Genomic DNA, 25,641 nt, shown 5'->3' on the forward strand with positions numbered 1-25,641 from the left:
ACACGCCTTGGTATGCCTGTGAGCGAAATGGTGCGCTAACCCCGAGTTGGGGAAAGGGGGAGTTTACCCTCAATAATGATTTGATCAACAAGGCCGAACATTGGACTTAAGTAACTATGCGTTAATTAATGTACTTGATGAATTGTCGCGAGTTGAAGGAGTCGGTGATGCTTCTTTATTTGGCGCCGATGATTACTCCATGCGAATTTGGGTTAACCCAGCGAAACTTGCTGAATATGAATTGAATCCAGCTGATATTGCTAGCGCAATTACCGCTCAAAACTCTCAATATGCTGCCGGACGCTTTGGTGCAGAGCCATCGCCTGAGGGCCAAGCTTTCACCTTTAGTGCGACCACAACTGAACAGCTAAGTAGTCCGGAAGAGTTCAGGAAAATTATTTTACGATCGGATTCACAGGGGAACATATTAAGGCTAGGTGATGTGGCTGAAGTCGAACTTGGGTCGCAAAGTTATGATTTTTCGGCCACTTATAATGGTCAAGATGCCGTCCCTATGGGAATATTTTTACAGCCAGGTGCCAATGCGTTGGATACGGCGACTTTAGTTCGTGAAGCTTTAGAAGATATTAGAAGCCGTTTTCCCGATGGAATAGATTATTATGTTCCCTACGACACCACCGAATTTATTGAAATTTCCGTGCAAGAGGTTGTTGCCACCTTAATCATTGCGGTAATTTTGGTGGTGTTAGTTACCTATTTATTTTTACAACGTTTCCGCGCAACCTTAATTCCGGTTGCAGCTATACCTGTGTCATTAATTGGTACTTTTGCGGGTATGCAAGCACTCGGTTTTTCAATCAACATGCTGACCTTGTTTGGTTTGGTCTTAGCCATTGGTATCGTGGTTGATAACGCAATTATTGTAATGGAAAACGTTGAGCGACTTATCATGGAAAAGTCCATGAAGGCTCGAGATGCTGCGGTTGAAACGATGCAGCAAGTTTCTGGTGCCGTGGTCTCGTCAACATTAGTGTTAGTCGCGGTGTTCGCACCGGTCGCTTTTTTAGGTGGGTTAAGCGGTGAATTATATCGTCAGTTTGCCGTAACCATTGCAGTTTCAGTGGTGGTATCTGGAGTGGTCGCATTGACGCTCACCCCTGCAATGTGTGCACTTTTATTAGACGGCGAAAAACGAGAGGTGGCTAAACCCTTTCGATGGTTTAATTCAGGGTTTGATCGGTTAACCAATGGTTTTGTGGGATTGGTGTCATGGTTACTACACCGCTGGCAGATCGGTATTGGTTTGTTTTTAATAAGCTGTTTTGCCGCTATTTTCCTGATGACACGAATGCCTTCTGGACTAGTTCCTCAGGAGGACCAAGGCGTCGCTATGGCGGTTGCACACTTGCCTGCAGTTTCATCTTTACCACGTAGTGAAGCGGTACGAGATAACTTATCTGAACAAATTCTTGCATTAGATGAAGTTGATGACTTTCTTAGTTTCGCGGGCTACGACATTATTGCCGGTTCACTGCGTACAAATGCTTTGGCTGGCTTTGTAAACCTAGCAGATTGGTCGGAGCGAACTGAAGTAGGTCAAGACGCCTCGTCGCTTGTTAGAAAAATCATGGGCGTGGGCGGGACTATTCAGGAGGCCAATGTCATGTCTTTCGTGCCACCGCCGATTCAAGGATTGTCATTAACGGGTGGTGTGGAAGGTTATCTGCAGATTCGCGAGGATATGACTACGACCGAAATGGAGAAAGTAGCACAAGAAATAATGGCTGCGGTCAATGAAAGGCCAGAACTAATTAATGGGCGAACGACATTAGACACAAGTATTCCTCGATATCGTATTGCCGTTGACCGAGAAAAAGCATATGCCGCAGAAGTAAGTTTAGATGCTATTTTTTCTACGCTACAGGCAACAGTTGGTGCTCTATACGTCAATGACTTTACATATCAAGGAAGGCTATGGCAGGTCAATATACAAGCAAAGGGCCAATATCGTACAAGTCCTGAAAATTTGACTAACGTCTTTGTGCGTTCCAACAATGGTGCAATGCTACCGCTGAGCTCACTGCTTAGTGTTGAGCGCACTAGCGGTGCAGATATTGTTGACCGTTTTAACATCTATAGTGCTGCCCGAGTTATGGCCGACCCTGCACCGGGTTACACTTCAGGTCAGGCAAAAGAAGCAATGGAAGCCATCGTTGCTGAGTTTTCAGCAGATACCGACATACAGTTGGGCTGGACTGGTGAAGCCTTTCAGTTAGATGAAGCCGCCGGAGCTGCGGGATCTGCGTTTGGCTTGGGCTTATTCGTGGTGTTTTTGATCCTAGTGGCTCAATACGAGCGTATCACATTACCGCTAGCGGTAGCAGTTGCCGTTCCATTCGCAGTTCTGGGTGCGGCTTTATCGTCAATTTTACGAGGATTTCCAAACGATATTTATTTCCAAGTTGGTCTGCTGGTATTGATTGGCCTTGCGGCGAAGAATGCCATCCTAATTGTGGAGTTTGCCGCACAAAACCGTAAGGAAGGCATGAGCTCCCTAGAGGCTGCAACTGCAGCAGCTCGACAACGTTTTCGCGCTATTTTGATGACAGCTTTGACCTTTATTATCGGCACTTTACCCCTTGTATTTGCAAGTGGTGCGGGAGCCGCTAGTCGTCAAGAAATTGGAACTGTGGTAGTCGGCGGTATGATTGCTGCGAGCTCGCTGGCACTGATATTCGTTCCATTGGGTTACAAACTATTTGAGGATTTATCTGATTGGCGCAAAGACCGCAAAGGAGAAGGGCGAAATGCATAAAACACTAGTGGCGGCAGTAATTGCCTTGGCGCTTTCGGCCTGTACGATGGGACCGAACTATCAGCATCAACAAATAGCGGTGGAGGATGATTGGCCCGAACAAGTGGAGCAATCAAACCGTTTAGCAAAAAATTGGCAAGATTGGTGGACACAGTTCAATGATCCAACTCTGAACGCTCTAGTGGAGCACGCATTGGATGAAAATCTTGAGTTGCAGCTACAGTTGCAACGTATCGAACAAGCGCGTGCTCAACTCGGTTTAAGTGATGCAGAATTTTGGCCATCGTTGGGCGGACAAGCTGAAGCTACCCGACAGCAACAGCCTAGAGCTATTCTACCTATTGAGATTGGTGGCGGTGCGCCGCGAAATGAATTCACTGTGGCTGGAACCTTAAGTTATGAAATTGACTTATGGGGGCGTTTACGACGAGAACGAGAAGCCGCCAATGCGCAACTCGATGAGTCTGTATATGGTTTAGAAGCGGTGCGCTTGAGTATCATTGGTGAAGTTGTTTCGACCTATTTTAATCTCCGTTCACTGGAACAGCAGCAAGCGTTAGCTGAGGAAACATTAGCCTCTTATTTGGAAAGTCTGCACGTAATTGAACTCCGTTACCGCAGCGGAGCGGAAGATGCGTTGGGCGTTCGCCAAGCACGTGCCGCGGCCGCCAGTGCGCGAGCAATACTGCCAGACTTGCAAGAAGCCGCAGAAACCACTCGTAGCGCACTGGCTATACTGGTTGGGTTTAGCGCGCAAGAGCTAACGCAAGTGTTTGACTTTGGCGACACAAAATTAACGGATTTGAAATTGCCTGATGCATTACCTCGCTTGATGCCATCTGAGCTGCTACAGCGACGTCCAGACGTGCGAGCTGCAGAATCCTACCTTATCGCTGCTAATGCCCAAGTTGGTGCTGCGCAAGCGAGTCGTTGGCCTAGCTTAAATTTGTCCGGTCTAATTGGTAGCTCTGCGTTACAAACGAGCGACTTATTTGAGGGGGCCGCTCAAAGCTGGAGTATTGGCGGTAATTTGGCGGGTCCCATTTTGGATTTTGGTCGAGGGCGAGCCAATGTTGAAAATGCCGAAGCATTAAAAGCTCAGGCGGAAATTGAATATCAGATGGCGGTGACCAGTGCTTTCCGTGATACCCGAGATGCACTGTCAATGCATCGTTATGCTCAAAAACGTGTTGAAGCTATACAAAACCAAGTAAAAGCAATTGGTCAAGCCGTTGAAATGGCAGAGTTTCAATATGATGCCGGTGCGATCGGGATTTTTGAGTTACTCAACTCTCGACGGGAACTGCTACAAGCAAAATTAACTTTGAGTGAAGCATATGCTCAACGCTTGTTGGCTTCGGCTAATTTATTTAAAGCGATGGGTGGAGGTTGGCAAGATCCACAACCATCTACTTTGACAAATCAAGAAGGAGGTGAGTCATGAAAATACAGACACAAGTTTCAGTACTTGCGGCTACAATATTTACAGCGTTGGTGATTCCCCCCACTGCATACGCACAAGCTCGATCACAAGTGCAAAACCTGCAGCAAACAGAAGACAGTCGTAATGCTTGGTCAGTTGGTATAGGCGGTGTTACGTCATTATCAGCTTACCGAGGCGTAGACTCTAAAACGACAGCGTTTCCGCTTATTAATTATGAGGGTGAGCGGTTCTTTGTCCGTGGCCCATCGTTAGGCTATCGATTAACACCAGATAAGCCACTTCGTTTGGCGGCTTTTATAAGCGCCGCTCCCGCTGAATATGATCCGGATGATTCCGATGATGTGCAGATGCGCAAACTTGATCGGCGTAATTTCACTGCTCTTGCGGGTTTTTCTGCGCGTTATAACTTAGCAGCGGGTTTACTGACTGCACGAGTGGGAACCGAGATAACAGGACGACATCATGGTCAGTATGCTGAGGTGAATTATAGCTACCCATTCCTATTTGAAAACAGTACGATTTCATTAACACCCACTGCTGGTATTGAATGGCATAGTGGAGATTTTAATGATTACTATTTTGGTATTTCTGATGAAGAAGCGGCACGCACAACGCTGACCGAGTATTCGCCCGGATCTAGCACAAATCCATTTTTGGGGTTAACGTTGACTTGGCAGTTTTCAGAGGCTGCTAGTATTTTCGTATCTTCGCGTTACAAGCATTTTTCTGATGAAATAGCCGATAGCCCCATGTTGGATGATGATAGTGAAGTAAGCTCACTTATTGGTCTAACGTGGAAATTTTAGCTTACAACATCCATTCAATTGGCAATATTGATAAAAACCAAACTATGCCGCGTTGCCAAGCCGTGATGCCAGGCTCGCGGTGATGTTTAATCACACCATTTTGTGCTGCTCTAGCCAAATTAACTCGTTATTGTCATCTAGCTGTACCTCATAGGCTTCTTGGGGTACTTTTTCGTCGAACAAACTGGCCATCTGACGAGCAAGCAGTGGGCTATCAATAATAAATCCTAATTCGGTATTTAAGTTCGCTGAACGAGGATCAAAATTGAATGACCCAACGAAAACTCGCTTGTTATCGACGGAAAAAGTTTTTGCATGAAAGACTTAAGTCAGAACTACCAAATGGACCATATGAGCTTTCTTCGCGCGTTGATTCGCTTGATGAGGCTCGCATTTCATACAGTTTAATTCCAGCATTCAGTAAATCTTTTCTACGTTTACTATACCTGCGTGAACCGCTGCTACGTCAGTTGCTTCCATAGAATTTGTCAGAATACGAATATTTACACCTTGCTCAGCTAACTTAACAAAAGCTTCTGTACCAGCCTCGGTTGGCACAAAATAGGGTGAAACAAGCTCTAAATTAGTACCGGGATTACCGAGTATCTCTGACATTTGAGATACTAATAACGCATCCTGTTCAGCTTGTCCTAAACCTTTCGCTGGATCATCACTAATCATCCTACTTTCTGCCCACTCTAGTGGAAGTGTTCCCTCAAGCATATTCCTTACGACGTCAGATTGTCGTAGTGCCTCTATATAGGTGTAGACCCCATCTCGTTGTGGGGCAGAGGTAATGCCTTCCATTATCTCTTGCTGTTGTATTCCCTCTGGGCTCGGCAAGATAAGGCTTACAGGATAGACAGAATCACTTACCCAGTAACGGTCAAAATCAGTTGAAACTTTGTTAACAATAGCTCCCACAGCAATTACATCTAAATCGCTAAATAACATTTCTTGAGCGGCACCAAAATATTCATCACCAATGTTGCGTCCACCAATTATTGTGACTTGGTCATCCACCGTGAAAGATTTGTTATGCATTCGTCTATTTGCTTGTGGGAATTGAGTCACAAAGCCAATTAATTTTGGGTTTCGAATTATAAACGGATTAAACAACCGTACTTCTATATTAGGATGGATATCAAGTGCAGCTAGTTCGTCGTCAAGTCCGCTAACTCCAAAATCATCTAACAACAGTCGAACTCGCACTCCCCGTTCGGCGGCTGAATAAACCGTATTAAATAGTAATAACCCTGTCGTATCTTTTTGCCAAATATAATACTGAATATCCAATTTTCGCTCCGCCGCATCGGCCAGTAACCCGCGTGCCGCAAAGGCCGCAGTGGGGTTCACTAACGGATAAATACCGCTACAACAAGGATGACCTTGGATCCGTTCGGCAAGTTGGCGTCCCAGAGCTGTTTCTGCCGCTTTATGGGAAGGTAACGCATTTGATGATTCTGGATCGGAACGAGCTGGAAGCGCACATGCATTGAGTGACAGCATGATGATCAACAACCAGAATACTGGAAACTTTGACTTTATTTTTCTCATAGGATGAAAAGTTTTAAGTATAATTCCTAGATTCAGATAATCACATAGAATTATTCATAATTGAATAGTAAATACTGATCAAGACCCGAGCGACCGTCAAAATTGAATTCTTTTAAACGTAAGCGTCTCTGAAACCACACCTATTCAGCCATAATTTGAAGTCATAAGCTACCACCAAGTTTCATTAAGAAGGTGGTAGCTTATGAGTCGAGTACATCGGACGCGAGCAATGGCGAGCGCTGATAGCTGAATTTGAACAAAGCAACCTCAGCCAAAAAGATTTCTGCGAGCCACGAGGCATTAACCCGGCGTATTTTAGTCAGCGCCGATTAGAGCTGCAGCGCGACGCTGAAGATAACCACGCTGGCTTTGCGTTGGCGGTGTCACAATCACCAGCAACGCAGCAGACATTGCAACTTCGCCTTGGTCGAACTGAGCTGGTGTTGCCGCTGTCGGTCTCACCACGCTGGGTCGCACAGTTGGTCAAAGAACTCAGCGCATGAAGATGTTCGTTGAGCCACCGGCCATCTATTTACACAAAGCGCCGGTTGATTTTCGTAAAAGCATCAATGGCCTCAGTGCTATTGTTGAGAGCGAGATGGCGCTCTCGCCGTTCAGTGGTGCGCTGTTTATCTTTTGCAATCGCCAGCGCGATAAACTGAAAGTTCTGTACTGGGACAAAACAGGCTTTTGCCTGTGGTACAAGCGCCTTGAAAAGGCCAAATTCAAGTGGCCGCGTAAGATGCCAGGCAGCACTATCACGCTCACTGAACAGCAGTGGGCATGGCTCTTAGATGGCCTTGATATTACGCTGATGAAAGGCCATCAGCCCCTGCATTTTAGTGCGATAACCTGATCACTTTTAGCCATATAGGGATCAAGCATAACAGCTATTTATCGATCACCAATCGGTCTAAGAAAGCCTTTATCTGTAGCGGTTTAGCGCCGATTTATGCGGTATAATAGCCGCATGAAAAAGACCAATGCAAGCGCACTTCCAGACGACATTGAGGCCCTCAAAGCAATGCTGCTCGAGCAGCAAGCTGAGACGGCTCGCTTGCAGCAAGAAAGTGAGCGCTGGAAGCATGACTTCTATCATTTGTTTGAAAAATGGCAGCTTGAACTTAAAAAGCGTTTTGCAGCCAGCTCAGAAGGCCTGCCAGGTCAGGGCGACCTGTTCAACGAAATAGAAGATATCCTCCAGCCTGATGAGGAAGAGGTTGCTGCTGAGCAACACATTGCCTACACCCGTAAAGTTGGCCGCCGCGCCCGATTAGATGCGTCGTTACCACGCAAAGAAGTTATCCACGACATCAGCGATGATGAGAAAACCTGTGAATGCTGTGGCACCGACATGCATCGCATGGGTGAGGATGTCAGCGAGAAGCTCGACTTCATTCCAGCGAAGGTACAAGTCATCCGCCACGTACGCCCGAAGTACAGTTGCCGTACTTGTGAGCAGCAAGGCACGGAAAGTAACATCAAACAAGCGCCAGTAGCACCAAGCATGCTCCCCAAAAGTATTTCTACACCGAGTTTATTAGGGCAAATCATCACGGCGAAGTTCCAGTATGGCTTGCCGCTGTATCGCCAGGAAGCCATGTTCAAGCAGTTCGGTGCCGATATCAGTCCCAGACCATGAGCCGCTGGTTGGTTGCTGTGAGTCAAAAGCTGGAGCCGCTGTACCAGCGGATGCATGACCTTCTGCTGCAACAGCCCGTATTATGGGCAGACGACAAAACTGTAGGAACAGTTTTGGACAGCTCTGCTGGCCCCGTAAGGGGTGAATCACAAGGATGTGATTCACAAACGACCTTAAAGGTTATCGAATCGGAAAAAAGTAAATCCTACATGTGGGTGTATGGTTGTGGCGGTGATAAACCGCCGCCTGACAGCACTTCACCACCGAACATCGCGCTCTATGACTACCAGGATGGTCGTGGCGGCGTACACCCGAAAGACTTTTTAAAAGGTTATCGCGGGCCCTTGCAGGTGGACGGTTATCAAGGCTATGAGCAAACCGAAGCCACACTCGCTGGCTGTTGGGCGCATGCCCGGCGTAAGTTCGTGGACGCTAAAACCGTGCAAGGCAAAAAGAAAACCGGTAAGGCGGATGCCGCAATCGCTTTCATCCAAAAGTTATACCGGGTTGAGCGCCTGATGGTCGATAAGTCAGCGCAAGAGCGCCTGCACGCACGACAAACTAAATCGACAGTGGTGATGAGCAACTTTAAAATGTGGCTCGATAATCAGCTCACCCAAGTACCACCGACCAGCGTGCTTGGTAAGGCCGTTCAATACACGCTCAACCAGTGGTCAAAACTGCAGGTGTACTTAACCGACGGGCGCATCAACATCGACAACAACCGCGCCGAGCGCGCCATCAAGCCGTTCGTGATTGGCCGCAAAGCTTGGTTGTTCGCCAACACCCATGGCGGCGCCGATGCCAGTGCCGTGCTCTACAGCCTAGTCGAAACCGCCAAAGCTAATGACTTACAACCGATTGATTACCTGATGAGCCTGTTTGAGCAATGGCCGCTCATCAAAAGCGACGATGACATCAACCACCTGTTGCCTTGGAATATCGAGTTCACGCACTAGCGACAATTATCTTGACCGGTTGAGTGGTCAGCAAAATTGACCCACCTTGAGAAAAATATTATGGTCAATGTGTGCTACTAGCGACGCTCACAGCTTACCAGTTGATTTAGTTAGAAAAAGAACGGTATTTCGGTATTCCGATCACCGATTACGGTAATCCGAACAGCGATTTCGGAAAAAGGCTAAAAGTGATCGGATAAAACCGAAATGGGTGATCGGATTGAAACGAAATGAGTGTTCGGATTCACCCGAAACATGCACCATATCATTGGCAGCTAGCCGGATGGCCTGATCCACCAGATCCACATACTGCTCATATGCCTGAGCCTCCGAAGTGGCCATCGACGCAGGCATCCATCCTATCAGGCTTGGTCTCGCCGACGGATTATCCGGTGTCATCATGATGTCAGTAGCGTTGAACAGAAACGTTTGGCTACCCGAGAGATGTCGAAGCGGTGCATCGAATGAAGTCGCCAGGCTGGCGAGATCCAGTAATGGCACCAACATGCCTTTACTGTAGGAGCGAGTGCCATCCCCAGAATCACGCAAGCCCATATCGTAGATGCCACCGGCTCTCGCCAGGTTTAAAGCCCGAGACTCTTCCTGATTGTAAGCTCGTGGGGTGGCCGCGCAGCCAGCCAGGGCAGCGGCCAATATTGCCGTAGTTAAGGGTGCTAATCTTTTCATTATGTCCTCCTGCATTTATTAAATATTCTCATGAGGTTGAGAATATTTAAGAGGAAAAACAAAAACAATCCTTTTAAATCAATGGTTTGCACTAAAAGAACAAAGTTAAAAACCGGACGTGGCGAAAAGTTGGCGGGGCAGGCATATCTTTGGCTATAAAAGAAAATGGCACTTTTGATCAGCAGAGGTTACATATTGACAGCGTCGTCGAAATTACTCTGACGGCGGTGGCAGGTGCTATTCTGGATGACCCGGAACCAAGGTCGCGGGGCCATTCTTATTGACTCGGCTGTTTACTGGTAAGAAAACGCGGTCATTTTTTTTACTGATTAGGAATCTATATCTGATAGGATCAGTCAAATATTCAAAGAAAGATTATTGTGGTTGACTGATTTAGCGTTGGGAGGCATTTATCCAAGTAGAAGAAGAGCTTGCGGCCATTGCATTGAGGTTATCTGAGCTTGAGAAGGAAAAACTAGCCTTACTTTCCCGGAGGAACGAGCTTCAGCGAGCTGCACAATCACCCACATCAATGCAATTGACTCCCAATCAAAAAGCTGAGTTATTCCGGGGGCTCTTTCACGGCCGACAGGATGTCTATGCGGTTCGCTGGGAAAGTAGCTCGAATGGACGTTCCGGTTATGCTGTCGCCTGTGCAAATGAGTGGGTACAGGGCATCTGTCAGAAACCCCGGATCAAGTGCGGCGAGTGCCCTCACAAAAAGTTCAAGCCTCTGGATTTCCGTGCAGTGTATGACCACCTGTCCGGCAAGCATGTAGCAGGGTTATACCCATTGTTGCCGGACAGTTCCTGTTATCTGCTGGCTGTAGATTTTGATAAGGAGGACTGGAGAGCAGATGTTCGTGCGCTGGCCCAGGCTTGTCGTGATGAAGGTGTCCCTTATCTTGTAGAGATCTCCCGGTCCGGTGCGGGTGCCCACCTATGGGTCTTCTTTTCGGACGCCGTTCCAGCCTGGTCCGCGAGGGCTTTGGGGTTCAAGCTGCTGGACAAAGCCATGGAACGCCACCCGGGCCTGTCCTTCGATTCTTATGACCGGCTATTCCCCAACCAGGATACGATGCCCGATGGTGGATTTGGCAATTTGATTGCCCTTCCGCTTCAGCATGAGGCGCGAAGTCGTGGATGTACTGTATTCGTCGACGATAAGCTAACCCCGTATCCGGATCAGTGGGCGCTACTTAGTCAGCAAAAGACCGTTTCGCTGGCTCAGCTTCGAGATATGGTTGGAAATGAGCCTGATTCCGATGCGATAGCAGAAGTTGCGTTGCCGTGGGAACAAGCTTTACCGGTAGATACAGGGATAATTTCAGGATGTCCCGAGAGCATCACGCTTACCTTGGCCAATCACATTTATATGAAGTTGTCAGACATACCCGGGACACTGGCGGCACGAATAAAGCGCATGGCGAGCTTTGCCAATCCAGTATTTTTCAAAACCCAGGCACTTCGATTTTCAACTCATGGCATCCCTCGTTACATATCATGTGCCCGGATTGAGCAAGGCTATATCTCGGTACCGAGAGGCTGTTTTGATGATCTTCAGGCATTGTTGCACGAACAGGGAATATGGCCACCAAAAAATCATGTTTATGGTCGCAGGACCCGTTCGTCACAAAGTCAGGGCTGAACATGGGTCTAAGTTTGTCCAGCGTGTCATCGTTCGAGAACGTCATGAAACGCCACCGACGGACATCTTTCAGAATAACGGTGAACGACCACACATAGCATCCGTCTACCGTTGGCTTTCCCATAGCACTGCCCGGAATCAGGATATAGTTCGGGATGTCGTACGCTGCGTTCAAAACGAGGCCAACTGTCTTTTGCTGACTGAACGAAGAGAGCATGCTGAGACGATGGCAACATTGTTGGAAGCTGAGTCTATATCGTCGGTTGTTTTGCGCGGCGGGATGCGCGTCAAGGAACGCCGGGCTGCCGAATCGCAGTTGCACGAAGCTCAAGTTATTGTTGCAACCGGGAAATACATTGGTGAAGGTTTTGACTTGCCTCGGCTGGACACTTTGTTTCTGGCTCTGCCCATCGCCTGGAAAGGAACACTGTCGCAGTATGCTGGCAGGATTCACCGGGATGCCGACGGTAAGCAGGAAGTTACTGTCTACGACTACCTGGACAACAGCCTGCCAATGCTTGAACGCATGTTCCGAAAGCGCGAGAAAGGTTACAAGGCGATGGGATACCAGTTTGCCCAATCCGAGCCGCAAACCCGGCTACTATAAACTTTCCAAAGAAAGGGGAAACATGGCTGAAACGAAATGTGCTTCAGGCCTGCTTCAGAGGTAACTCGTGGGGCTTTACGCGTCTCACGTTCTTAGCTTCTTGTTCATAGGCACGATGACGAACATCCCATAACTCAACCGCGTGCTGAATATTCAGCCAGAACTCCGGCGTATTCCCCAAAGCCGCTGCGAGTTTGATTGCCATGGGTGCTGTCAGCGTGCCTTTGTCATGCGCAATCCGACTGAGTGTATTTCTGTGCACACCCATTGCTTCGGCAAGTTCACTGATTTCTATGTTCATCGGCTCCAGAAACTCGGTGACTAGCATTTCGCCAACGGTCACTGGACGACGTTTTGTGTTCCTCATTACCATAACCTCCTCTAGCCCTTGTAAACATGCGGGTCTAGATATGTATCTTGGGCGATGCCATCTTCCCAGCGAAAAATCAGGCGATACTGCTTGTTAACCCGAATAGAACACCATCCAGAAAGGTTTCCTTGCAAATGTTCAAAACGATTACCCGGTGGAATCCTCAAGTCTGACTCCTGCGTTGCGGCATCCAGAATCTGAATCTTTCTAAAGAGGGCGCTTTCAATAGTACTGGGTATTTTCTTATGACTTTGGTCTTGTTCGTAAAAAACCTCCAGCCACGTATCCCTGAATTTAACCGCCATAAGTACCTGATCACTTTTTACTCATTTTATGCACAGCGATGTTGTGCGTCAAGTCCGTTCAAAATGAGAACGGATCCGTTTAGAAAACGATGTTACTATAATTTTGTCTGACAGAAAGGGACTATCGAGCAATTTCAAGGCACTGATTTCATAGAGATAAAATTGTATAAAAGGCTCCCAGTTTCCCACTTATCCCAGTTTAAAATGGGTCGTCAGGAGCCGATGTAGAGGAAATTTGCCAATATTTACATTTTTTTTCGCAAATTTCAGCACTCCAATGGTGCTCCAAGAGTTTCATAAACTTATGTTTTTAAAGTATTTTATTCATTCTGTATCGGAAAGTAACGGTTAACGCCGTTATCCGCCACTTTTTCAAAAGGATTTTTTTCATGAAGCTGATCATCAAGCTTATTGCCGGCATTATTGCGGGTATTTGTATTGGTTTATTTGCACCTGACTGGGTAAGCCGATTATTGCTAACCTTCAAAGGCCTATTTGGTCAGCTTTTATTTTTTACCATTCCGTTATTGATTTTATTCTTCATTACCAGCGGTATCGCCAGCTTACCCAGTAATTCGGGACGCCTATTGAGTAAAACACTGGGGGTTGCTTACCTATCAACAATTACTGCCGGTATCATCGCCTTTTTCGTCGCCAGCATTGTCGTTCCTATGCTCAGCGCAGATGCCCAATCAGTTAATGAGTCAGCCAGTGCTACGTTAGAGCCTTTTATCACGCTGGATATCCCCCCACTGATGAGTGTTATGTCAGCCCTCGCTTTAGCGTTCATATTTGGTTTGGGAATCGCAAGTACAAAGGCACAACAGCTTAAATCACTGTCTGACCAAGGTCGCGATATTATCGAGTTACTGTTAGGGAAAGTGATAATTCCCTTGCTGCCTGTTTATATTGCGGGCGTATTTACCGAAATGGCGGTAGCCGGTACGGTTTTTGAAACACTGAAGACCTTCGGTATTATTCTGGTGATGGCGGTCGTATTGCATTGGGTCTACATTACCACCATGTTTATTATGGCTGGTATCAAAAGCCAGCAATCACCGCTAAAACTCATCAAAAACATGCTACCGGCATACTTTACCGCTCTTGGTACCATGTCCAGTGCCGCAACTATTCCTGTCACCTTGCGCAGTGTTAAAAATAATAACGTTGACGATAATGTCGCAAATTTTTCAGTGCCGTTATGCGCTACGGTTCACCTGGCAGGTTCCACTATTACCATCGTCAGCTGTACGGTCGCTGTCATGGTCTTACACAACGCTTTGGCAATTCCATCTTTCTTTACGGTGTTACCCTTTATCATGATGTTAGGTGTTGTGATGCTGGCAGCTCCGGGTGTTCCAGGCGGAGCGGTAATGTCAGCCGTTGGCCTGCTGGGGTCGATGCTCGGTTTTGGTGAGACCGCAATTGCGCTAATGATTGCCCTGTATATGGCACAAGATAGCTTTGGCACCGCCTGTAACATTACCGGCGATGGTGCTATAGCGGTGTTAATAGATGACAGCAGTAAAGGCTAGATTTGCACAGTTAGGTTTTGATTACACGCGATACCGGTTCGGTTTACGCACCGGCATCGCAGCCTGCCTCTCACTTATTATCGCCTGGGCATTAGGGCTGGAACATCCTCAATGGTCAGCAATGACCGTATGGGCAGTATCGCAACCAACCCGGGGGCTACTACTAGAAAAGGCCGCTTACCGTACACTGGGTACGCTTTTGGGTACCGTCGTCGGCATGATCCTCGTGGTTACCGCTGGCGATAGCATTATTTTATTAGCCACCGGCCTTACGCTTTGGGTTGGTTTATGTGTTTACACCGGAAACTTATTACACGGCTTAATTTCCTACGGTGCCATTTTAGCCGGCTACTCGGCATCGATGGTTGCGTTGTTAACACGCACACCGGACGCGCTCCTCCCCTTGGGTATTGACCGTCTACTGACAGTATTTGTTGGCGTACTGACCGCACTATTCGTTGGCTGGTTATTTACCTATAAACGAGCCGAGCAATCACTTGTAAACCAATTTCGCAGGCAGTCAGCAGAAAACTTAAAGTTGCTGGCAGATGCATATAATAGTGGCTCGCTAAAAGCACTGAATAGCCATGACCGGTTATCAAAATTAGCCCACCTGGAAGCACAATTAGTCGACCACGGTTCCGGCTCACCGGCCGCTCATCAGTCAGCCAAAACGATCCGTCGTGTATTAAACGCGCAGCTTGGTCTATTCGCACAGCTCGAGACTAAAGGAATTATCAAATCAGCAGTAATAAGTGAACACTTACATTCTTTATCTAATGCGTTAATAAAAAACAATTCGCTGGAAATTATTAATAGCCTAAAGAAAGCTTTGCAAACATTCGAACATGCCTCGGTACTGCCATATTTTAAAGAATTCGTCGATGCATCGCTGCAACGATTACAATTTAGGGATAGTGGCAAGGCGGCTCAATCAGTACCTCTGCTATCAATTCTTTTACACCGGGACTGGCGCGGAGCTCGCCAGGCCGCAATACGAACCGTCTCTGTAATGACATTAATCAGTATGGCCTGGGCCTATACTGAATGGTTTCAGATAGCTTATTTGCTACTCGGCGCCTCAGTAATGCTTACACTCTTTTCAACCGCAGAAAATCCCGCTAAAACGATGGTTTACGTATTTTTAGGGCAATCGGCAGGCGCCTCACTTGCATTGATGATGCAAGCCTTCGTCTGGCCTCATATGGATTCAATATTAACTATGTTGGTTAGTATTATGCCGATCATGTTATTGGTAGGAATTCCCTTATCGCACAACAAAACCACTAATGGCAGCATGGATTTCACGTTAGTTTTCTTATTATTAATGCAGCCGGTACTGCATTATCAGTTTGAACCATTACAGGCAATTTCTATTGCTATAGCAGTTATTGCTGCGCCTATATTGTCATTAGTGAGTTATCGACTGGTTTTCCCAACCAATCTTCTAAGTCGACAAAAACAACTAATTGGTGCATTAGAAAGCGACTTAAAAGAACTAACCTCACGCACTGTTTCGACGCAACAACTACAGCGTTATAAGGCACGGCTTTATCATCGCCTCTTTAAGCTTTATCAAATGGCTGACAAACTAGGCACTACTGCGCAAGTCACCAGCGCGCAATATTTATTGCGTGTACAACATCAGGTATCCCAACATGAGTGATGAATGGCAAATCGTTTATTACGCCGCAAATCCTATTGAGGCACAATTATTGAAGGGCATGCTCGAAAGCGAAAATATTAACGTTAGCATGAATGAAAATTCGATGATTGGTGGTGTTGGAGAACTACCCGCCGATGCCATAGAGACTGCACTTAAAGTTTCCAGCCAGCAGTATACAGAGGCGCGAAAATTACTTGATAACTACGAGAATAGCGAGCAACAAGCGATCTACTGTCCCCATTGTAAAGAGCAAAACTTCTCTAATTTCGAGGTGTGTTGGAACTGCGGAAAAGCGCTTTTTTAGCCGCTGAGCTAAGTTTTTTTATCACATATTCTCGTTTGGCTGCCGATGCTCTGTCATAGCCATCCTCCTGATAAACTACCCTGACCGGCCGCCGCGTCTGAGTATATCTGGCGCCGCCTTTTAGTTCACCGTTATGCTGCCGCAAGCGCCGTTCGATATCGGTAGTAACGCCGCAATAAAGGCTGTTATCAGCACACTGCATTAAGTACACCGTCCATCGGCTCACTTGAAACACCCTTAGTAAAACCCAATCCTGTTATTTACGCGTAAAAGATATCACAAATACTTAGCAGGATTACTTATGAGCAGACATTTTGATCAAGCAAAAGGGTTAGCAGAAAACCACGATCCTCAAACACATGATTTTGTTTTTAATCAAACCATGATGCGCATTAAAGATCCGCAGCGCTCTTTGAAATTTTACAGTGAAGTCATGGGTATGACGCTGGTAAAACGACTCGATTTTCCGGAAATGAAGTTCACATTATACTTTATGGCCGCGTTGTCACCTGAACAACGACAACAATGGTCAACAGATCACGACGAACGCATCACACAGACGTTCTCACGTCCGGCAATGCTGGAATTGACCCATAACTGGGGCGACGAAGATAAAGAGGATGTCGACTTTCACAGTGGCAATAGCGAACCTAAGGGTTTTGGCCACATTGGTTTTGCTGTGCCTGACCTGGAAGCCGCCTGCAAGCGTTTTGAACAACATCGCGTAGAGTTTCAAAAGCGCCCACAAGACGGCAACATGAAGGGTATCGCGTTTATCAAAGATCCCGATGGTTACTGGATCGAAATTTTCACGCCGGAAAAACTCCCTAAACTACTTAGCGAGCATCTTTGATACTTTATCTTCAAGTGATGTCATGCCGTGTTGGCGACCCACTTCAAGCGCTTGCTCGGTGCTTAGCCCATCGAGCCAAGCCGCACGGAGCGCAAACAACGCGCCAACGCGGTTTGAGGAGGCACAGTGCACCATAATATTTTTGTCAGCATGGGTTAGTAAAAGACGATCTAGTGCTCGAGCATTCTCAAAAGTAACACCTGTAGCGCCGTTTACCGGAACATGAAAAAACGCGAGCCCCTGCTGGCTCGTCCATGTTGTTTCTTCGCTACCCGACATTTCTTCAACCGACAATAAACTTATGACGACATCACCACCACTTTCGGCAAAGGTTGCGATATCTTCTTTATCAGGAACCCCCATAACCCAGATGTTATCTGATGTCTGTTTGGGGCTATCTATACCCTGCGCTACGCTAACGGAAGGTAATAATAATGCTGTACTTAAAACAGCCGAAACTAACAAACGAATCATACTTAAACTCCTGTAAACTATTAACTCTATACTTACCTATTTAAGCATAAAACAGATTATTGAAAATGACACAACTTCAAATTTTAGTCGGTACCACTTCCGGTAACACAGAACATCTGGCAGATCACGCTGCCGATTTGATCAAAGCACGACTTGATATCGATATCGCAATGCATTACGAGCCAAGTTTTGACACGCTAGACCAGACGCAGCCGTGGCTAATTTTTTTAGCAAGTCACGGTGCCGGCGATTACGGTGATTCGATGCTCGACTTTTATGCTCAGCTAACAGATGTCGACGCAGTTAAGCCGTTTCCGTACGCCGTTATCGCCATTGGTGAATCCTGCTATGACACTTACTGCTCTGCCGGGCGCGACATTGATCAACGATTACAACAACTCGGTGCTGAACGAATATATACGCGTTTAGAAATCGATATGCTCGAAGATGATCCAGAAGCAGCATTTGAACAATGGTATGGCGGATGGATTAGTGCATTGCGATCCTGTACACAATCATGATCATTAAAAATCATGCATTCACTGCCGATCATCATTTATATCCACTGTCTTATACACAAATAAATCAGCATGTGATTGGATCCTGTATAAGATCACATAAGGGCTGTCATCGAATTGGGTATATCCCTGGGGATAACTAAGGCTGTGCATAAACACCCTAGTTATCCACGATCTATGATCCGGGCTTAAGGGATCTTATTAACAGCTAGTGATCTTAACGAACATCTTTTAAAATAAGGGTCTTAGCGATCTATTCACAGATTTTGGCTAACTAAAAGAAGTAATAATAAAAGATCTATAAAGATCAAATACTGATCTTATTTAGATCTTTACAGAATTCGTAAAAAAACTGTTTGCACAAAAATTAACCTTTTCGATCCAGGTCAATTCGCGTTAAAATAACCGGCTCTTTTGATTCCCTTAACCACAAAGGCTTTACTGAATGTCACACACCTCAAGTCAACAATTTGATGTCATCGTTGTCGGTGGAGGCCATGCGGGTACTGAGGCAGCACTTGCCTCTGCAAGGATGGGTAGTCGCACCCTACTATTAACCCACAATATAGATACACTCGGACAAATGTCCTGTAATCCGGCAATTGGCGGGATCGGCAAAGGACACCTGGTTAAGGAAATTGATGCCCTTGGCGGTATCATGGCAAAAGCAGCTGATCGTGCAGGCATTCAATTTAGAACACTCAACTCGTCTAAGGGCCCTGCAGTTAGAGCAACTCGAGCTCAAGCAGATAGGCAGCTGTATAAACAAGCGATCCGCTATGCATTGGAAACACAACCAAATTTAACCTTGTTTCAACAGGGGTGTGATGATCTGATCGTTGAGAATGATCGCGTTTGCGGCGTTGTTACTCAAATGGGTTTACGATTTCACGCCAAAAACGTGGTGTTAACGGTAGGTACCTTCCTGGGTGGTCAAATTCATATCGGCTTAGATAACTATCAAGGCGGACGTGCCGGTGATCCTCCGGCAAATGCGTTAGCTAAACGTTTAAGAGCGTTACCGTTGCGTGTAGAACGATTGAAAACAGGCACGCCACCGCGTATAGCCAGCAGCTCAGTAGATTTTTCAGTCATGCAGGAGCAACCGGGTGACAAGCCAACGCCGGTTTTTTCGTATATGGGTTCACGCGCTGATCATCCGCGTCAGATATCATGCTACATAACCCATACCAACGAAAAGACACACGACATTATTCGCTCCGGGCTTGATCGTTCGCCCATGTACTCAGGTGTCATTGAGGGAGTCGGACCGCGTTACTGTCCTTCAATTGAAGACAAGATTGTACGGTTTGCTGATAAGCAGTCTCATCAAATTTTTGTTGAGCCTGAGGGGCTTGATACGTTTGAGCTTTACCCTAATGGCATTTCCACCAGTTTGCCTTATGACGTTCAGGAGCAATTGGTTCGATCCATTCATGGCTTTGAAAATGCGGTTATCACACGTCCGGGTTATGCGATCGAGTACGACTATTTCGATCCCCGCGATCTTAAACAATCACTTGAAACCAAGGTTATTGAAGGGCTGTTTTTTGCGGGTCAAATTAATGGCACAACCGGTTACGAAGAAGCGGGAGCTCAAGGGTTGATAGCGGGCCTTAATGCATCACTCCGTGCTCAAGGAAAAGAAAGCTGGGCTCCGCGTCGCGATGAAGCTTATACCGGTGTTTTGATCGATGATCTTTCAACACTCGGTACGCAAGAGCCTTACCGCATGTTCACATCGCGGGCTGAGTATCGTTTGTTACTACGCGAAGACAATGCTGATATGCGATTAACTGAAAAAGGTCGCGAACTTGGACTTGTCGATGATGAACGCTGGGCATCGTTTAACACCAAAGTAGAATCTATCGAGCAAGAAAAACAACGCTTGCGAGAAACATGGGTTCACAAGGATCATGAAGCGGTCGATTCCATCAATCAATTAGTGAAAAGTCCGATAACCAAAGAGGTTAATGGTGAAGAATTATTGCGTCGTCCGGAAATTCATTATACTGACTTGGTCAAGACGCCATTTTTTGCACCAGGCTTAAATGACCCGGCAGCAGCAGAACAAGTCGAAATTCAGACAAAATACGCGGGTTACATAACACGCCAACAAGATGAAATTGCTAAACAGCAACGACACGAAAATACATTATTGCCGACAAGCTTTGATTACGCCTCGATCAAGGGGTTATCTAACGAAGTGATCGCTAAATTGAATCAACATCAACCAGAAACTGTAGGAAAAGCCTCGCGCATCTCTGGGATTACACCTGCAGCAATTTCTATGTTGTTGGTGCATTTAAAAAAACAAGGATTGTTGCGTAAGAGCGCCTAAACGACATGTTGAAAGAATCACTGAAGTCATTACTCAGTCAGACAAAGATTGAACCATTGCTGATGCTTGACGAAAACCAGCTGGATCAGTTGGTTCAGCTAGTCGAGCAACTGGATAAATGGAATAAAGCGTATAATCTAACCAGTGTCCGCGATCCAAAGCAAATGGTTAGCCGGCACATTGTCGACAGTCTGATCATTAGCCCGTTTTTAACCGGAGACCGGTTTATCGATGTTGGTACCGGCCCTGGTTTACCGGGACTACCTCTCGCTATTGCCAATCCTGATAAATCTTTTGTTTTGCTCGATAGTCTTGGCAAACGTATTCGTTTTATTCGTCAGGTATGTCATCAGCTGGGCATTAAAAACGTGCAGGCAGTTCAAAGCCGCGTTGAGGACTATACCGAGCAAAATAATAGCTTTGATGGTGTATTAAGTAGAGCCTTTGCCTCACTTGATGATATGCTGACCTGGTGCAAACATTTACCTAAAAATAACGGTAAATATCTTGCGCTTAAGGGACAATACCCACAGCAAGAACTGGACGAATTATCTGAGCAGTATAAGATTGAACAAATTAGTTCGTTAAATGTTCCTGGTGTTGACGGTGACCGTCATATCGTCGTTATCTCAGCCCAGTAGCGCACTGCGCTCGCCAAAACACGCAGTTATAAAGCGATAATGATAAGAGGTTAAACACCCGTGGCAACTACCATTGCGATAGCAAATCAAAAAGGCGGTGTTGGTAAAACAACGACTGCAGTTAATCTCGCCGCTTCAATGGCCGCGACGCGACGCAAAGTATTACTCATTGACTTGGATCCTCAGGGTAATGCGACCATGGGCAGTGGTGTCGACAAATACGATGTAGAAAATACCGTCTATGAATTACTCGTTGATGAGAAACCGGTAAAGGACGTCGTAGAAACGGATACCAACGGCAAATATCATCTGATAGCAGCAAATTCTGATGTGACCGCTGCCGAAATCAAATTGATGGAATTTTTTGCCCGCGAGGTGCGGTTGCGTAACTCACTAAAAGCCGTGCAAGACGATTATGATTTTATTTTTATCGATTGTCCGCCGTCATTAAACTTACTGACGGTAAATGCGATGGCAGCAGCTGATTCTGTGTTAGTACCTATGCAGTGCGAATATTACGCGCTTGAGGGATTGACTGCGCTGATGGAAACCATTCGTCAATTGGCAGACGTTGTTAATCCAGGGTTATCTATCGAAGGCATATTGCGTACCATGTATGATCCGCGAAACAGGCTCGCTAATGACGTATCTGAACAGCTAAAACAGCATTTCGGAGACAAGGTTTATCGTACTGTTATACCGAGAAATGTGCGGTTGGCAGAGGCTCCGTCTTTTGGTGCACCGGCGATGTACTATGATAAATCGTCGACAGGTGCAAAAGCTTACCTATCGCTTGCTGGTGAATTAATTCGTCGCTCGGAACAGCGTGCAAACGCAGAAGTTGATTAATAATAAAGGGAAGAAAGTAACTTATGTCGGCTAAAAAACGAGGACTCGGTCGCGGACTCGATGCGCTGCTCACCAGCAACACCGCAAGTCAGCAAAAACAAACAGAGCAAACTGTGGAGCCTACCTTAGCCATTGCTGAAAAAGGTGAGTTACAAAAATTACCTATTGAGCAATTGAAGCCGGGTCGTTATCAGCCGCGTAAAGATATGTCACCCGAAGCGTTGGAAGACCTAGCTGCATCGGTGAAGGCGCAGGGAATAATTCAGCCAATTGTTGTAAGACCTGTTGCTGACGACGAATTCGAAATAATTGCTGGTGAACGTCGCTGGCGAGCAGCGCAACTGGCAAAACTTGAACTGGTCCCATGCTTGATAAAAGACGTTGCCGATGAAGCAGCTGTCGCTATTGCTTTAATTGAGAATATTCAACGCGAAGACCTTAATGCCATGGAAGAAGCAACGGCATTGCAGCGTCTGCTCGATGAATTTCAGATGACCCACCAGGATGTCGCTCAGGCGGTTGGTAAATCACGCACCACAGTAACTAATTTATTACGGCTGAATAACCTCGAAAGCGGCGTAAAAACACTACTTGAACGCGGTGATATCGATTTGGGCCATGCTAAATTGTTGCTGGCATTGCAAGGTGAACAACAAACCGATGTAGCCCAACAAATTGTTGCTAAAGATCTGACCGTTCGCGAATCCGAAAAATTGGTTCGCAAAACATTAGAACCACCAAAAGAACCTGAACAACCGCAAACCGACCCAGACATCGAAAGATTACAAACACAGTTGGGTGAAAAACTCGGTGCTAAAGTTGCAATAAATCACGGTCGTAAAGGCAAGGGTAAAGTCGTTATCAATTACACTAGTTTGGATGAGTTAGACGGCATCCTTTCTCACATCAAATAACCGGGTTAGCTAAGTCCCTGTCATAATTGTAGAACTTTTGTTAAATGGCATGAAAAATAACGGCTGTAGCCAAATTTGTTTGCAATTAACGGGCAGATCTTTATACTAGCGCGAGTTTCATAGTGGCTGTTTAAAAGGCCACCAATTAACGACGCTTGAAAACTAAAGGTATCGCGTGTGGTTCAGTCCTTAGGTCGGGTGGGTAGACAACTCGCTTTTAAAACCGTGCTGTACCAACTCGTCGTCGTTGCTCTGCTGACAATTATGGTCGCATTGAGCACACAATGGAATAATGCGTGGCCCGTTATCGCGGGCGGTTTAGCCGCAATTATTCCTAATGCCCTGTTTGGCTTAATCGCATTTATGCATGCGGGCGCCCGGGCAAACCAGAAAGTTGTTAAAAGTTTTTTTGTAGGAGAAGGCGTCAAATTGATGCTAACGGCGGTGTTAATAAGCCTACTTTTTCTACTGACAGATTTTAATCCGTTGTGGTTAATGAGCGGTTTTGTTTTCGCTGTTATTTCACAATGGGTTGCGCCAATTTTATTTTTAAAATCAACGTAACTGGGAAACAACATGGTAAGTGGAGAGCAAACTCCGACTCAGTATATTCAGCATCACCTCCAAAACTGGACGGTTGGTGAAGGATTCTGGGCGGTAAATGTCGATACTATCTTCTGGTCCGTGTTACTGGGTGTGCTGTTTCTGTGGAGCTTCCGCAGAGTAGCTAAAAAATCCTCGGCAGGGGTACCTGGTAAATGGCAATGCTTTGTCGAAATGATTGTCGAGTTTGTCGATAACAGCGTCAAAGAATCCTTTCACGGTAAAGATAAACTCATAGCACCTTTGGCCTTAACTATCTTCGTCTGGATTTTCCTGATGAACCTCATGGATTTGATTCCGGTTGACTGGTTGCCTACTGCAGCAATGTATGGCGGCTACTGGTTAGGCTTTGTTGATGATCCGCACGATGTTTATATGAAAGTTGTGCCAACAACGGATCTTAATACCACCTTTGCATTGAGTTTAAGCGTTTTCGCACTAATTATTATTTACTCAATCAAGTATAAAGGCGTTAAGGGTTTCGCGAAAGAAATGACGCTGACACCGTTTAACCACTGGGCATTAATGCCGGTTAACTTTGTCCTGGAAAGCATTACTCTACTGGCAAAACCGGCGTCATTGGCGCTACGTTTGTTCGGTAACTTATATGCCGGTGAATTGATCTTTATTCTGATTGCAATGATTGGATTGTTCCAGCTACCTGCACACTTTGCATGGGCTGTGTTCCACATTCTGGTTATTACGTTGCAAGCATTTATCTTTATGATGTTGACCATTGTTTACTTAAGCATGGCATCATCTGAACACTAAGTTTTTGTTTTAACTTTAAATCTACTGAAAAACTGGAGAAATCAATGGAAACTGTAGTTGCTTTTACTGCTATCGCTGTATCAATCATGATCGGTTTGGCTGCACTAGGTACAGCACTTGGCTTTGGTATGCTGGGTGGTAAATTCCTGGAAGCTGCTGCTCGTCAACCTGAATTGGCGCCTCAGCTGCAAGTTAAAATGTTCATCGTAGCGGGTCTTATCGATGCTATCGCGATGATCGGTGTAGCAGTTGCATTACTGTTCACTTTTGCAAACCCGTTCTTAACTCAGGTTGCAGGCTAAGCGCGATTCGACGGTCACCAGATAAAGGAGGTCCGTTGTGAATATCAACGCAACTCTAATTGGACAAACGATCGCGTTCATCGTGTTCGTGTGGTTCTGCATGAAATTCGTGTGGCCACCGATCATAAATGCTATCGAAGAACGTCAGAAGAAAATTGCTGACGGTCTAAATGCGGGCGAACGCGCTCAAAAAGATTTAGAAAAAGCCCAGGAAGAAATTGCTGAGCAGCTCAAAGAAGCGAAACAGCAAGCGGCTGAAATCATTGAACAGGCGAAAAAACGTGGCGCTAAAATCGTTGAGGAAGAAACTCAACGAGGCCATGAAGAGCGCGAGAAAATCGTTGCTGCTGGTCATGAAGAAGTCGCCTCTGAGCGTAACCGTGCACGCGAAGAATTGCGTAAGCAAGTCGCTGTGTTAGCCGTTACCGGGGCACAGAAAATCATCGAGCGTGAAATTGATAAAGACGCTCACAGTGACATCGTTGAAAAACTGGTCGCTGAACTTTAATTAAGGGGTTAGAGCTTATGTCAGAACTGACTACGGTCGCTCGCCCTTACGCAAAAGCAGCTTTTGATTTTGCTTTAGAACAGGGAGCGCTCGATAAGTGGGCCGATATGCTCGAATTTGCTGCAGTGGTAGCAAAAGACGAGACGGTGGCATCATTTTTGAGCAGCTCCGCTACTGTTGGTAAGACAGCCGAAGTTTTTATTGGCGTTTGTGGCGATGAGCTCGACGACAATGCAAAGAACTTTGTCAAAGTGTTGGCAGAAAACGAACGTTTACCTGCCCTATCAGCAGTCAGTGAGCTCTATCAGACGTTCCGTGCGGAATACGAAAAGGAAGTCGAAGTTGACGTGACTTCTGCGGTTAAGTTGTTAAAAGCGCAACAAACCGAACTGAGTAAAGCATTGGAACAGCGTCTGCAACGCAAAATTAAGCTGAACTGCAGTGTCGATAAGTCCATCATTGGTGGACTGGTTATTGAAGCAGGTGACGTTGTTATAGATGGCACCTTGCGCGGCAAGTTAGATAGACTTGCTTACGCACTGCAATCCTAATTGGGGACTT

At 46.2% G+C, this 25,641-nt stretch carries 27 protein-coding genes and 3 pseudogenes; 23 read left to right on the plus strand and 7 right to left on the minus strand.

Going from position 1 to position 25,641, the window contains the following annotated elements:
* Positions 1–100: 100 nt before the first annotated feature.
* From DEU29_RS12300 to DEU29_RS12310, 3 genes are read left to right on the plus strand one after another with little or no spacing between them, the layout of a single operon-like run.
* Entirely contained in the window at positions 101–2,776 is a 2,676-nt protein-coding gene (locus tag DEU29_RS12300) for an efflux RND transporter permease subunit (protein WP_133540651.1), read from the plus strand.
* Positions 2,769–4,220, plus strand: a complete 1,452-nt coding sequence (locus DEU29_RS12305) for an efflux transporter outer membrane subunit (protein WP_133540652.1) — start codon at positions 2,769–2,771, stop codon at positions 4,218–4,220. Before DEU29_RS12300 ends, DEU29_RS12305 begins: the two co-directional genes overlap by 8 nt.
* Positions 4,217–5,026 (plus strand): MipA/OmpV family protein, encoded by an 810-nt coding sequence (locus DEU29_RS12310; protein WP_133540653.1) that lies wholly within the window; start codon positions 4,217–4,219, stop codon positions 5,024–5,026. Before DEU29_RS12305 ends, DEU29_RS12310 begins: the two co-directional genes overlap by 4 nt.
* A 90-nt stretch (positions 5,027–5,116) precedes the next feature.
* Here DEU29_RS12310 and DEU29_RS14145 read toward each other — a convergent pair.
* Positions 5,117–5,314: pseudogene (locus tag DEU29_RS14145) on the minus strand (phospholipase D-like domain-containing protein); the annotation flags it as partial.
* Positions 5,315–5,443: 129 nt separating this feature from the next.
* On the minus strand, positions 5,444–6,583 hold the full coding sequence (locus DEU29_RS12315) for a phospholipase D-like domain-containing protein (RefSeq protein ID WP_243734598.1): 1,140 nt from the start codon (positions 6,581–6,583) through the stop codon (positions 5,444–5,446).
* A 242-nt stretch (positions 6,584–6,825) separates the two neighbouring features.
* Here DEU29_RS12315 and tnpA point away from each other — a divergent pair, with 242 nt between their 5' ends.
* The 4 genes and pseudogenes from tnpA to DEU29_RS14150 all read left to right on the plus strand — a co-directional run bounded on the left by tnpA (position 6,826) and on the right by DEU29_RS14150 (position 9,184).
* Positions 6,826–7,086: an IS66 family insertion sequence element accessory protein TnpA gene (gene tnpA, locus DEU29_RS14295; RefSeq protein ID WP_432206884.1), complete on the plus strand. Its 261-nt coding sequence runs from the start codon at positions 6,826–6,828 to the stop codon at positions 7,084–7,086.
* Positions 7,083–7,439 (plus strand): IS66 family insertion sequence element accessory protein TnpB, encoded by a 357-nt coding sequence (gene tnpB, locus DEU29_RS12320; protein ID WP_133540654.1) that lies wholly within the window; start codon positions 7,083–7,085, stop codon positions 7,437–7,439. The genes tnpA and tnpB overlap by 4 nt, the downstream gene beginning before the upstream one ends.
* 168 nt (positions 7,440–7,607) lie before the next feature.
* Positions 7,608–9,055 (plus strand): annotated as a pseudogene (gene tnpC / locus DEU29_RS12325) (IS66 family transposase); the annotation flags it as partial.
* 42 nt (positions 9,056–9,097) lie between these two features.
* The gene (locus tag DEU29_RS14150; RefSeq protein WP_243734601.1) at positions 9,098–9,184 is read left to right on the plus strand and encodes a hypothetical protein; all 87 of its coding nucleotides are present in this window, start codon (positions 9,098–9,100) and stop codon (positions 9,182–9,184) included.
* Positions 9,185–9,445: 261 nt separating this feature from the next.
* Here the strand turns inward: DEU29_RS14150 and DEU29_RS12330 are convergent.
* Positions 9,446–9,871, minus strand: a pseudogene (locus DEU29_RS12330) (hypothetical protein); the annotation flags it as partial.
* A 532-nt stretch (positions 9,872–10,403) separates the two neighbouring features.
* On the opposite strand from DEU29_RS12330, the gene DEU29_RS14155 reads away from it, so the two are divergent.
* Together DEU29_RS14155 and DEU29_RS14225 are read left to right on the plus strand one after the other, a co-directional pair.
* A complete protein-coding gene (locus tag DEU29_RS14155; RefSeq protein WP_243734599.1) occupies positions 10,404–11,519 on the plus strand; it encodes a TOTE conflict system archaeo-eukaryotic primase domain-containing protein in 1,116 nt (371 codons plus the stop codon).
* Complete coding sequence (locus DEU29_RS14225) at positions 11,482–12,126, plus strand: DEAD/DEAH box helicase (protein WP_347813162.1); 645 nt, start codon at positions 11,482–11,484, stop codon at positions 12,124–12,126. Before DEU29_RS14155 ends, DEU29_RS14225 begins: the two co-directional genes overlap by 38 nt.
* A 43-nt stretch (positions 12,127–12,169) precedes the next feature.
* On the opposite strand, the gene DEU29_RS12340 is transcribed toward DEU29_RS14225, so the two are convergent.
* Both DEU29_RS12340 and DEU29_RS12345 read right to left on the minus strand, forming a co-directional pair.
* Positions 12,170–12,493, minus strand: a complete 324-nt coding sequence (locus tag DEU29_RS12340; protein ID WP_081195053.1) for a HigA family addiction module antitoxin — start codon at positions 12,491–12,493, stop codon at positions 12,170–12,172.
* A gap of 14 nt (positions 12,494–12,507) precedes the next feature.
* On the minus strand, positions 12,508–12,801 hold the full coding sequence (locus DEU29_RS12345; RefSeq protein WP_133540655.1) for a type II toxin-antitoxin system RelE/ParE family toxin: 294 nt from the start codon (positions 12,799–12,801) through the stop codon (positions 12,508–12,510).
* A 389-nt stretch (positions 12,802–13,190) separates the two neighbouring features.
* Here DEU29_RS12345 and DEU29_RS12350 point away from each other — a divergent pair, with 389 nt between their 5' ends.
* The 3 genes from DEU29_RS12350 to DEU29_RS12360 are packed head-to-tail and all read left to right on the plus strand — an operon-like array spanning position 13,191 to position 16,306.
* Complete coding sequence (locus DEU29_RS12350) at positions 13,191–14,336, plus strand: dicarboxylate/amino acid:cation symporter (RefSeq protein WP_133540656.1); 1,146 nt, start codon at positions 13,191–13,193, stop codon at positions 14,334–14,336.
* Entirely contained in the window at positions 14,317–16,002 is a 1,686-nt protein-coding gene (locus DEU29_RS12355; protein WP_133540657.1) for an FUSC family protein, read from the plus strand. The genes DEU29_RS12350 and DEU29_RS12355 overlap by 20 nt, the downstream gene beginning before the upstream one ends.
* On the plus strand, positions 15,995–16,306 hold the full coding sequence (locus tag DEU29_RS12360) for a DUF2007 domain-containing protein (protein WP_133540658.1): 312 nt from the start codon (positions 15,995–15,997) through the stop codon (positions 16,304–16,306). The genes DEU29_RS12355 and DEU29_RS12360 overlap by 8 nt, the downstream gene beginning before the upstream one ends.
* Here the strand turns inward: DEU29_RS12360 and DEU29_RS12365 are convergent.
* On the minus strand, positions 16,263–16,541 hold the full coding sequence (locus DEU29_RS12365; RefSeq protein ID WP_347813161.1) for a GIY-YIG nuclease family protein: 279 nt from the start codon (positions 16,539–16,541) through the stop codon (positions 16,263–16,265). The two genes, DEU29_RS12360 and DEU29_RS12365, sit on opposite strands and share 44 nt — an antisense overlap.
* A 66-nt stretch (positions 16,542–16,607) precedes the next feature.
* Between DEU29_RS12365 and gloA the strand changes: the two genes are divergently transcribed.
* Positions 16,608–17,159 carry a lactoylglutathione lyase gene (gene gloA / locus DEU29_RS12370; RefSeq protein WP_133540659.1) on the plus strand — a complete coding sequence of 184 codons (552 nt, stop codon included), beginning with the start codon at positions 16,608–16,610 and terminating at the stop codon, positions 17,157–17,159.
* Here gloA and DEU29_RS12375 read toward each other — a convergent pair.
* Positions 17,139–17,633: a beta-lactamase hydrolase domain-containing protein gene (locus DEU29_RS12375; protein WP_133540660.1), complete on the minus strand. Its 495-nt coding sequence runs from the start codon at positions 17,631–17,633 to the stop codon at positions 17,139–17,141. The two genes, gloA and DEU29_RS12375, sit on opposite strands and share 21 nt — an antisense overlap.
* 65 nt (positions 17,634–17,698) lie before the next feature.
* Here DEU29_RS12375 and DEU29_RS12380 point away from each other — a divergent pair, with 65 nt between their 5' ends.
* From DEU29_RS12380 to atpH, 10 genes are all read left to right on the plus strand, one after another.
* Positions 17,699–18,154 carry a flavodoxin domain-containing protein gene (locus DEU29_RS12380; protein ID WP_133540661.1) on the plus strand — a complete coding sequence of 152 codons (456 nt, stop codon included), beginning with the start codon at positions 17,699–17,701 and terminating at the stop codon, positions 18,152–18,154.
* 442 nt (positions 18,155–18,596) lie between these two features.
* A complete protein-coding gene (mnmG, locus tag DEU29_RS12385; protein ID WP_133540662.1) occupies positions 18,597–20,492 on the plus strand; it encodes a tRNA uridine-5-carboxymethylaminomethyl(34) synthesis enzyme MnmG in 1,896 nt (631 codons plus the stop codon).
* Between the two features lie 8 nt (positions 20,493–20,500).
* A complete protein-coding gene (rsmG, locus tag DEU29_RS12390) occupies positions 20,501–21,133 on the plus strand; it encodes a 16S rRNA (guanine(527)-N(7))-methyltransferase RsmG (RefSeq protein ID WP_133540676.1) in 633 nt (210 codons plus the stop codon).
* Positions 21,134–21,193: 60 nt separating this feature from the next.
* Positions 21,194–21,982, plus strand: coding sequence for a ParA family protein (locus tag DEU29_RS12395; RefSeq protein WP_133540663.1), 789 nt, complete (start codon positions 21,194–21,196; stop codon positions 21,980–21,982).
* A 23-nt stretch (positions 21,983–22,005) separates the two neighbouring features.
* Positions 22,006–22,896, plus strand: coding sequence for a ParB/RepB/Spo0J family partition protein (locus DEU29_RS12400; RefSeq protein ID WP_133540664.1), 891 nt, complete (start codon positions 22,006–22,008; stop codon positions 22,894–22,896).
* A gap of 177 nt (positions 22,897–23,073) precedes the next feature.
* A complete protein-coding gene (locus tag DEU29_RS12405; protein ID WP_133540665.1) occupies positions 23,074–23,460 on the plus strand; it encodes an ATP synthase subunit I in 387 nt (128 codons plus the stop codon).
* Positions 23,461–23,472: 12 nt separating this feature from the next.
* Positions 23,473–24,270, plus strand: coding sequence for a F0F1 ATP synthase subunit A (gene atpB / locus DEU29_RS12410; protein WP_133540666.1), 798 nt, complete (start codon positions 23,473–23,475; stop codon positions 24,268–24,270).
* Between the two features lie 44 nt (positions 24,271–24,314).
* Positions 24,315–24,572: a F0F1 ATP synthase subunit C gene (atpE, locus tag DEU29_RS12415; protein WP_006954753.1), complete on the plus strand. Its 258-nt coding sequence runs from the start codon at positions 24,315–24,317 to the stop codon at positions 24,570–24,572.
* 37 nt (positions 24,573–24,609) lie between these two features.
* On the plus strand, positions 24,610–25,080 hold the full coding sequence (atpF, locus tag DEU29_RS12420; protein ID WP_133540667.1) for a F0F1 ATP synthase subunit B: 471 nt from the start codon (positions 24,610–24,612) through the stop codon (positions 25,078–25,080).
* Positions 25,081–25,097: 17 nt separating this feature from the next.
* On the plus strand, positions 25,098–25,631 hold the full coding sequence (atpH, locus tag DEU29_RS12425) for a F0F1 ATP synthase subunit delta (protein WP_133540668.1): 534 nt from the start codon (positions 25,098–25,100) through the stop codon (positions 25,629–25,631).
* The last annotated feature ends 10 nt before the right edge of the window (positions 25,632–25,641 follow it).

Origin of the sequence: Idiomarina aquatica (assembly GCF_004362895.1) — a bacterium.
Taxonomy (GTDB): Bacteria; Pseudomonadota; Gammaproteobacteria; order Enterobacterales; family Alteromonadaceae; genus Idiomarina.

Bases quoted from the DNA above. Each gene is read 5' to 3' on its own strand.
- DEU29_RS12305 (WP_133540652.1), top strand. From the start codon at position 2,769: ATGCATAAAACACTAGTGGCGGCAGTAATTGCCTTGGCGCTTTCGGCC.
- DEU29_RS12310 (WP_133540653.1), top strand. From the start codon at position 4,217: ATGAAAATACAGACACAAGTTTCAGTACTTGCGGCTACAATATTTACA.
- DEU29_RS12315 (WP_243734598.1), bottom strand. From the start codon at position 6,583: ATGAGAAAAATAAAGTCAAAGTTTCCAGTATTCTGGTTGTTGATCATC.
- tnpB (WP_133540654.1), top strand. From the start codon at position 7,083: ATGAAGATGTTCGTTGAGCCACCGGCCATCTATTTACACAAAGCGCCG.
- DEU29_RS14150 (WP_243734601.1), top strand. From the start codon at position 9,098: ATGAGCCTGTTTGAGCAATGGCCGCTCATCAAAAGCGACGATGACATC.
- DEU29_RS14155 (WP_243734599.1), top strand. From the start codon at position 10,404: ATGCAATTGACTCCCAATCAAAAAGCTGAGTTATTCCGGGGGCTCTTT.
- DEU29_RS14225 (WP_347813162.1), top strand. From the start codon at position 11,482: ATGGTCGCAGGACCCGTTCGTCACAAAGTCAGGGCTGAACATGGGTCT.
- DEU29_RS12340 (WP_081195053.1), bottom strand. From the start codon at position 12,493: ATGAGGAACACAAAACGTCGTCCAGTGACCGTTGGCGAAATGCTAGTC.
- DEU29_RS12345 (WP_133540655.1), bottom strand. From the start codon at position 12,801: ATGGCGGTTAAATTCAGGGATACGTGGCTGGAGGTTTTTTACGAACAA.
- DEU29_RS12350 (WP_133540656.1), top strand. From the start codon at position 13,191: ATGAAGCTGATCATCAAGCTTATTGCCGGCATTATTGCGGGTATTTGT.
- DEU29_RS12355 (WP_133540657.1), top strand. From the start codon at position 14,317: ATGACAGCAGTAAAGGCTAGATTTGCACAGTTAGGTTTTGATTACACG.
- DEU29_RS12360 (WP_133540658.1), top strand. From the start codon at position 15,995: ATGAGTGATGAATGGCAAATCGTTTATTACGCCGCAAATCCTATTGAG.
- gloA (WP_133540659.1), top strand. From the start codon at position 16,608: ATGAGCAGACATTTTGATCAAGCAAAAGGGTTAGCAGAAAACCACGAT.
- DEU29_RS12375 (WP_133540660.1), bottom strand. From the start codon at position 17,633: ATGATTCGTTTGTTAGTTTCGGCTGTTTTAAGTACAGCATTATTATTA.
- DEU29_RS12380 (WP_133540661.1), top strand. From the start codon at position 17,699: ATGACACAACTTCAAATTTTAGTCGGTACCACTTCCGGTAACACAGAA.
- mnmG (WP_133540662.1), top strand. From the start codon at position 18,597: ATGTCACACACCTCAAGTCAACAATTTGATGTCATCGTTGTCGGTGGA.
- DEU29_RS12400 (WP_133540664.1), top strand. From the start codon at position 22,006: ATGTCGGCTAAAAAACGAGGACTCGGTCGCGGACTCGATGCGCTGCTC.
- atpB (WP_133540666.1), top strand. From the start codon at position 23,473: ATGGTAAGTGGAGAGCAAACTCCGACTCAGTATATTCAGCATCACCTC.
- atpE (WP_006954753.1), top strand. From the start codon at position 24,315: ATGGAAACTGTAGTTGCTTTTACTGCTATCGCTGTATCAATCATGATC.
- atpH (WP_133540668.1), top strand. From the start codon at position 25,098: ATGTCAGAACTGACTACGGTCGCTCGCCCTTACGCAAAAGCAGCTTTT.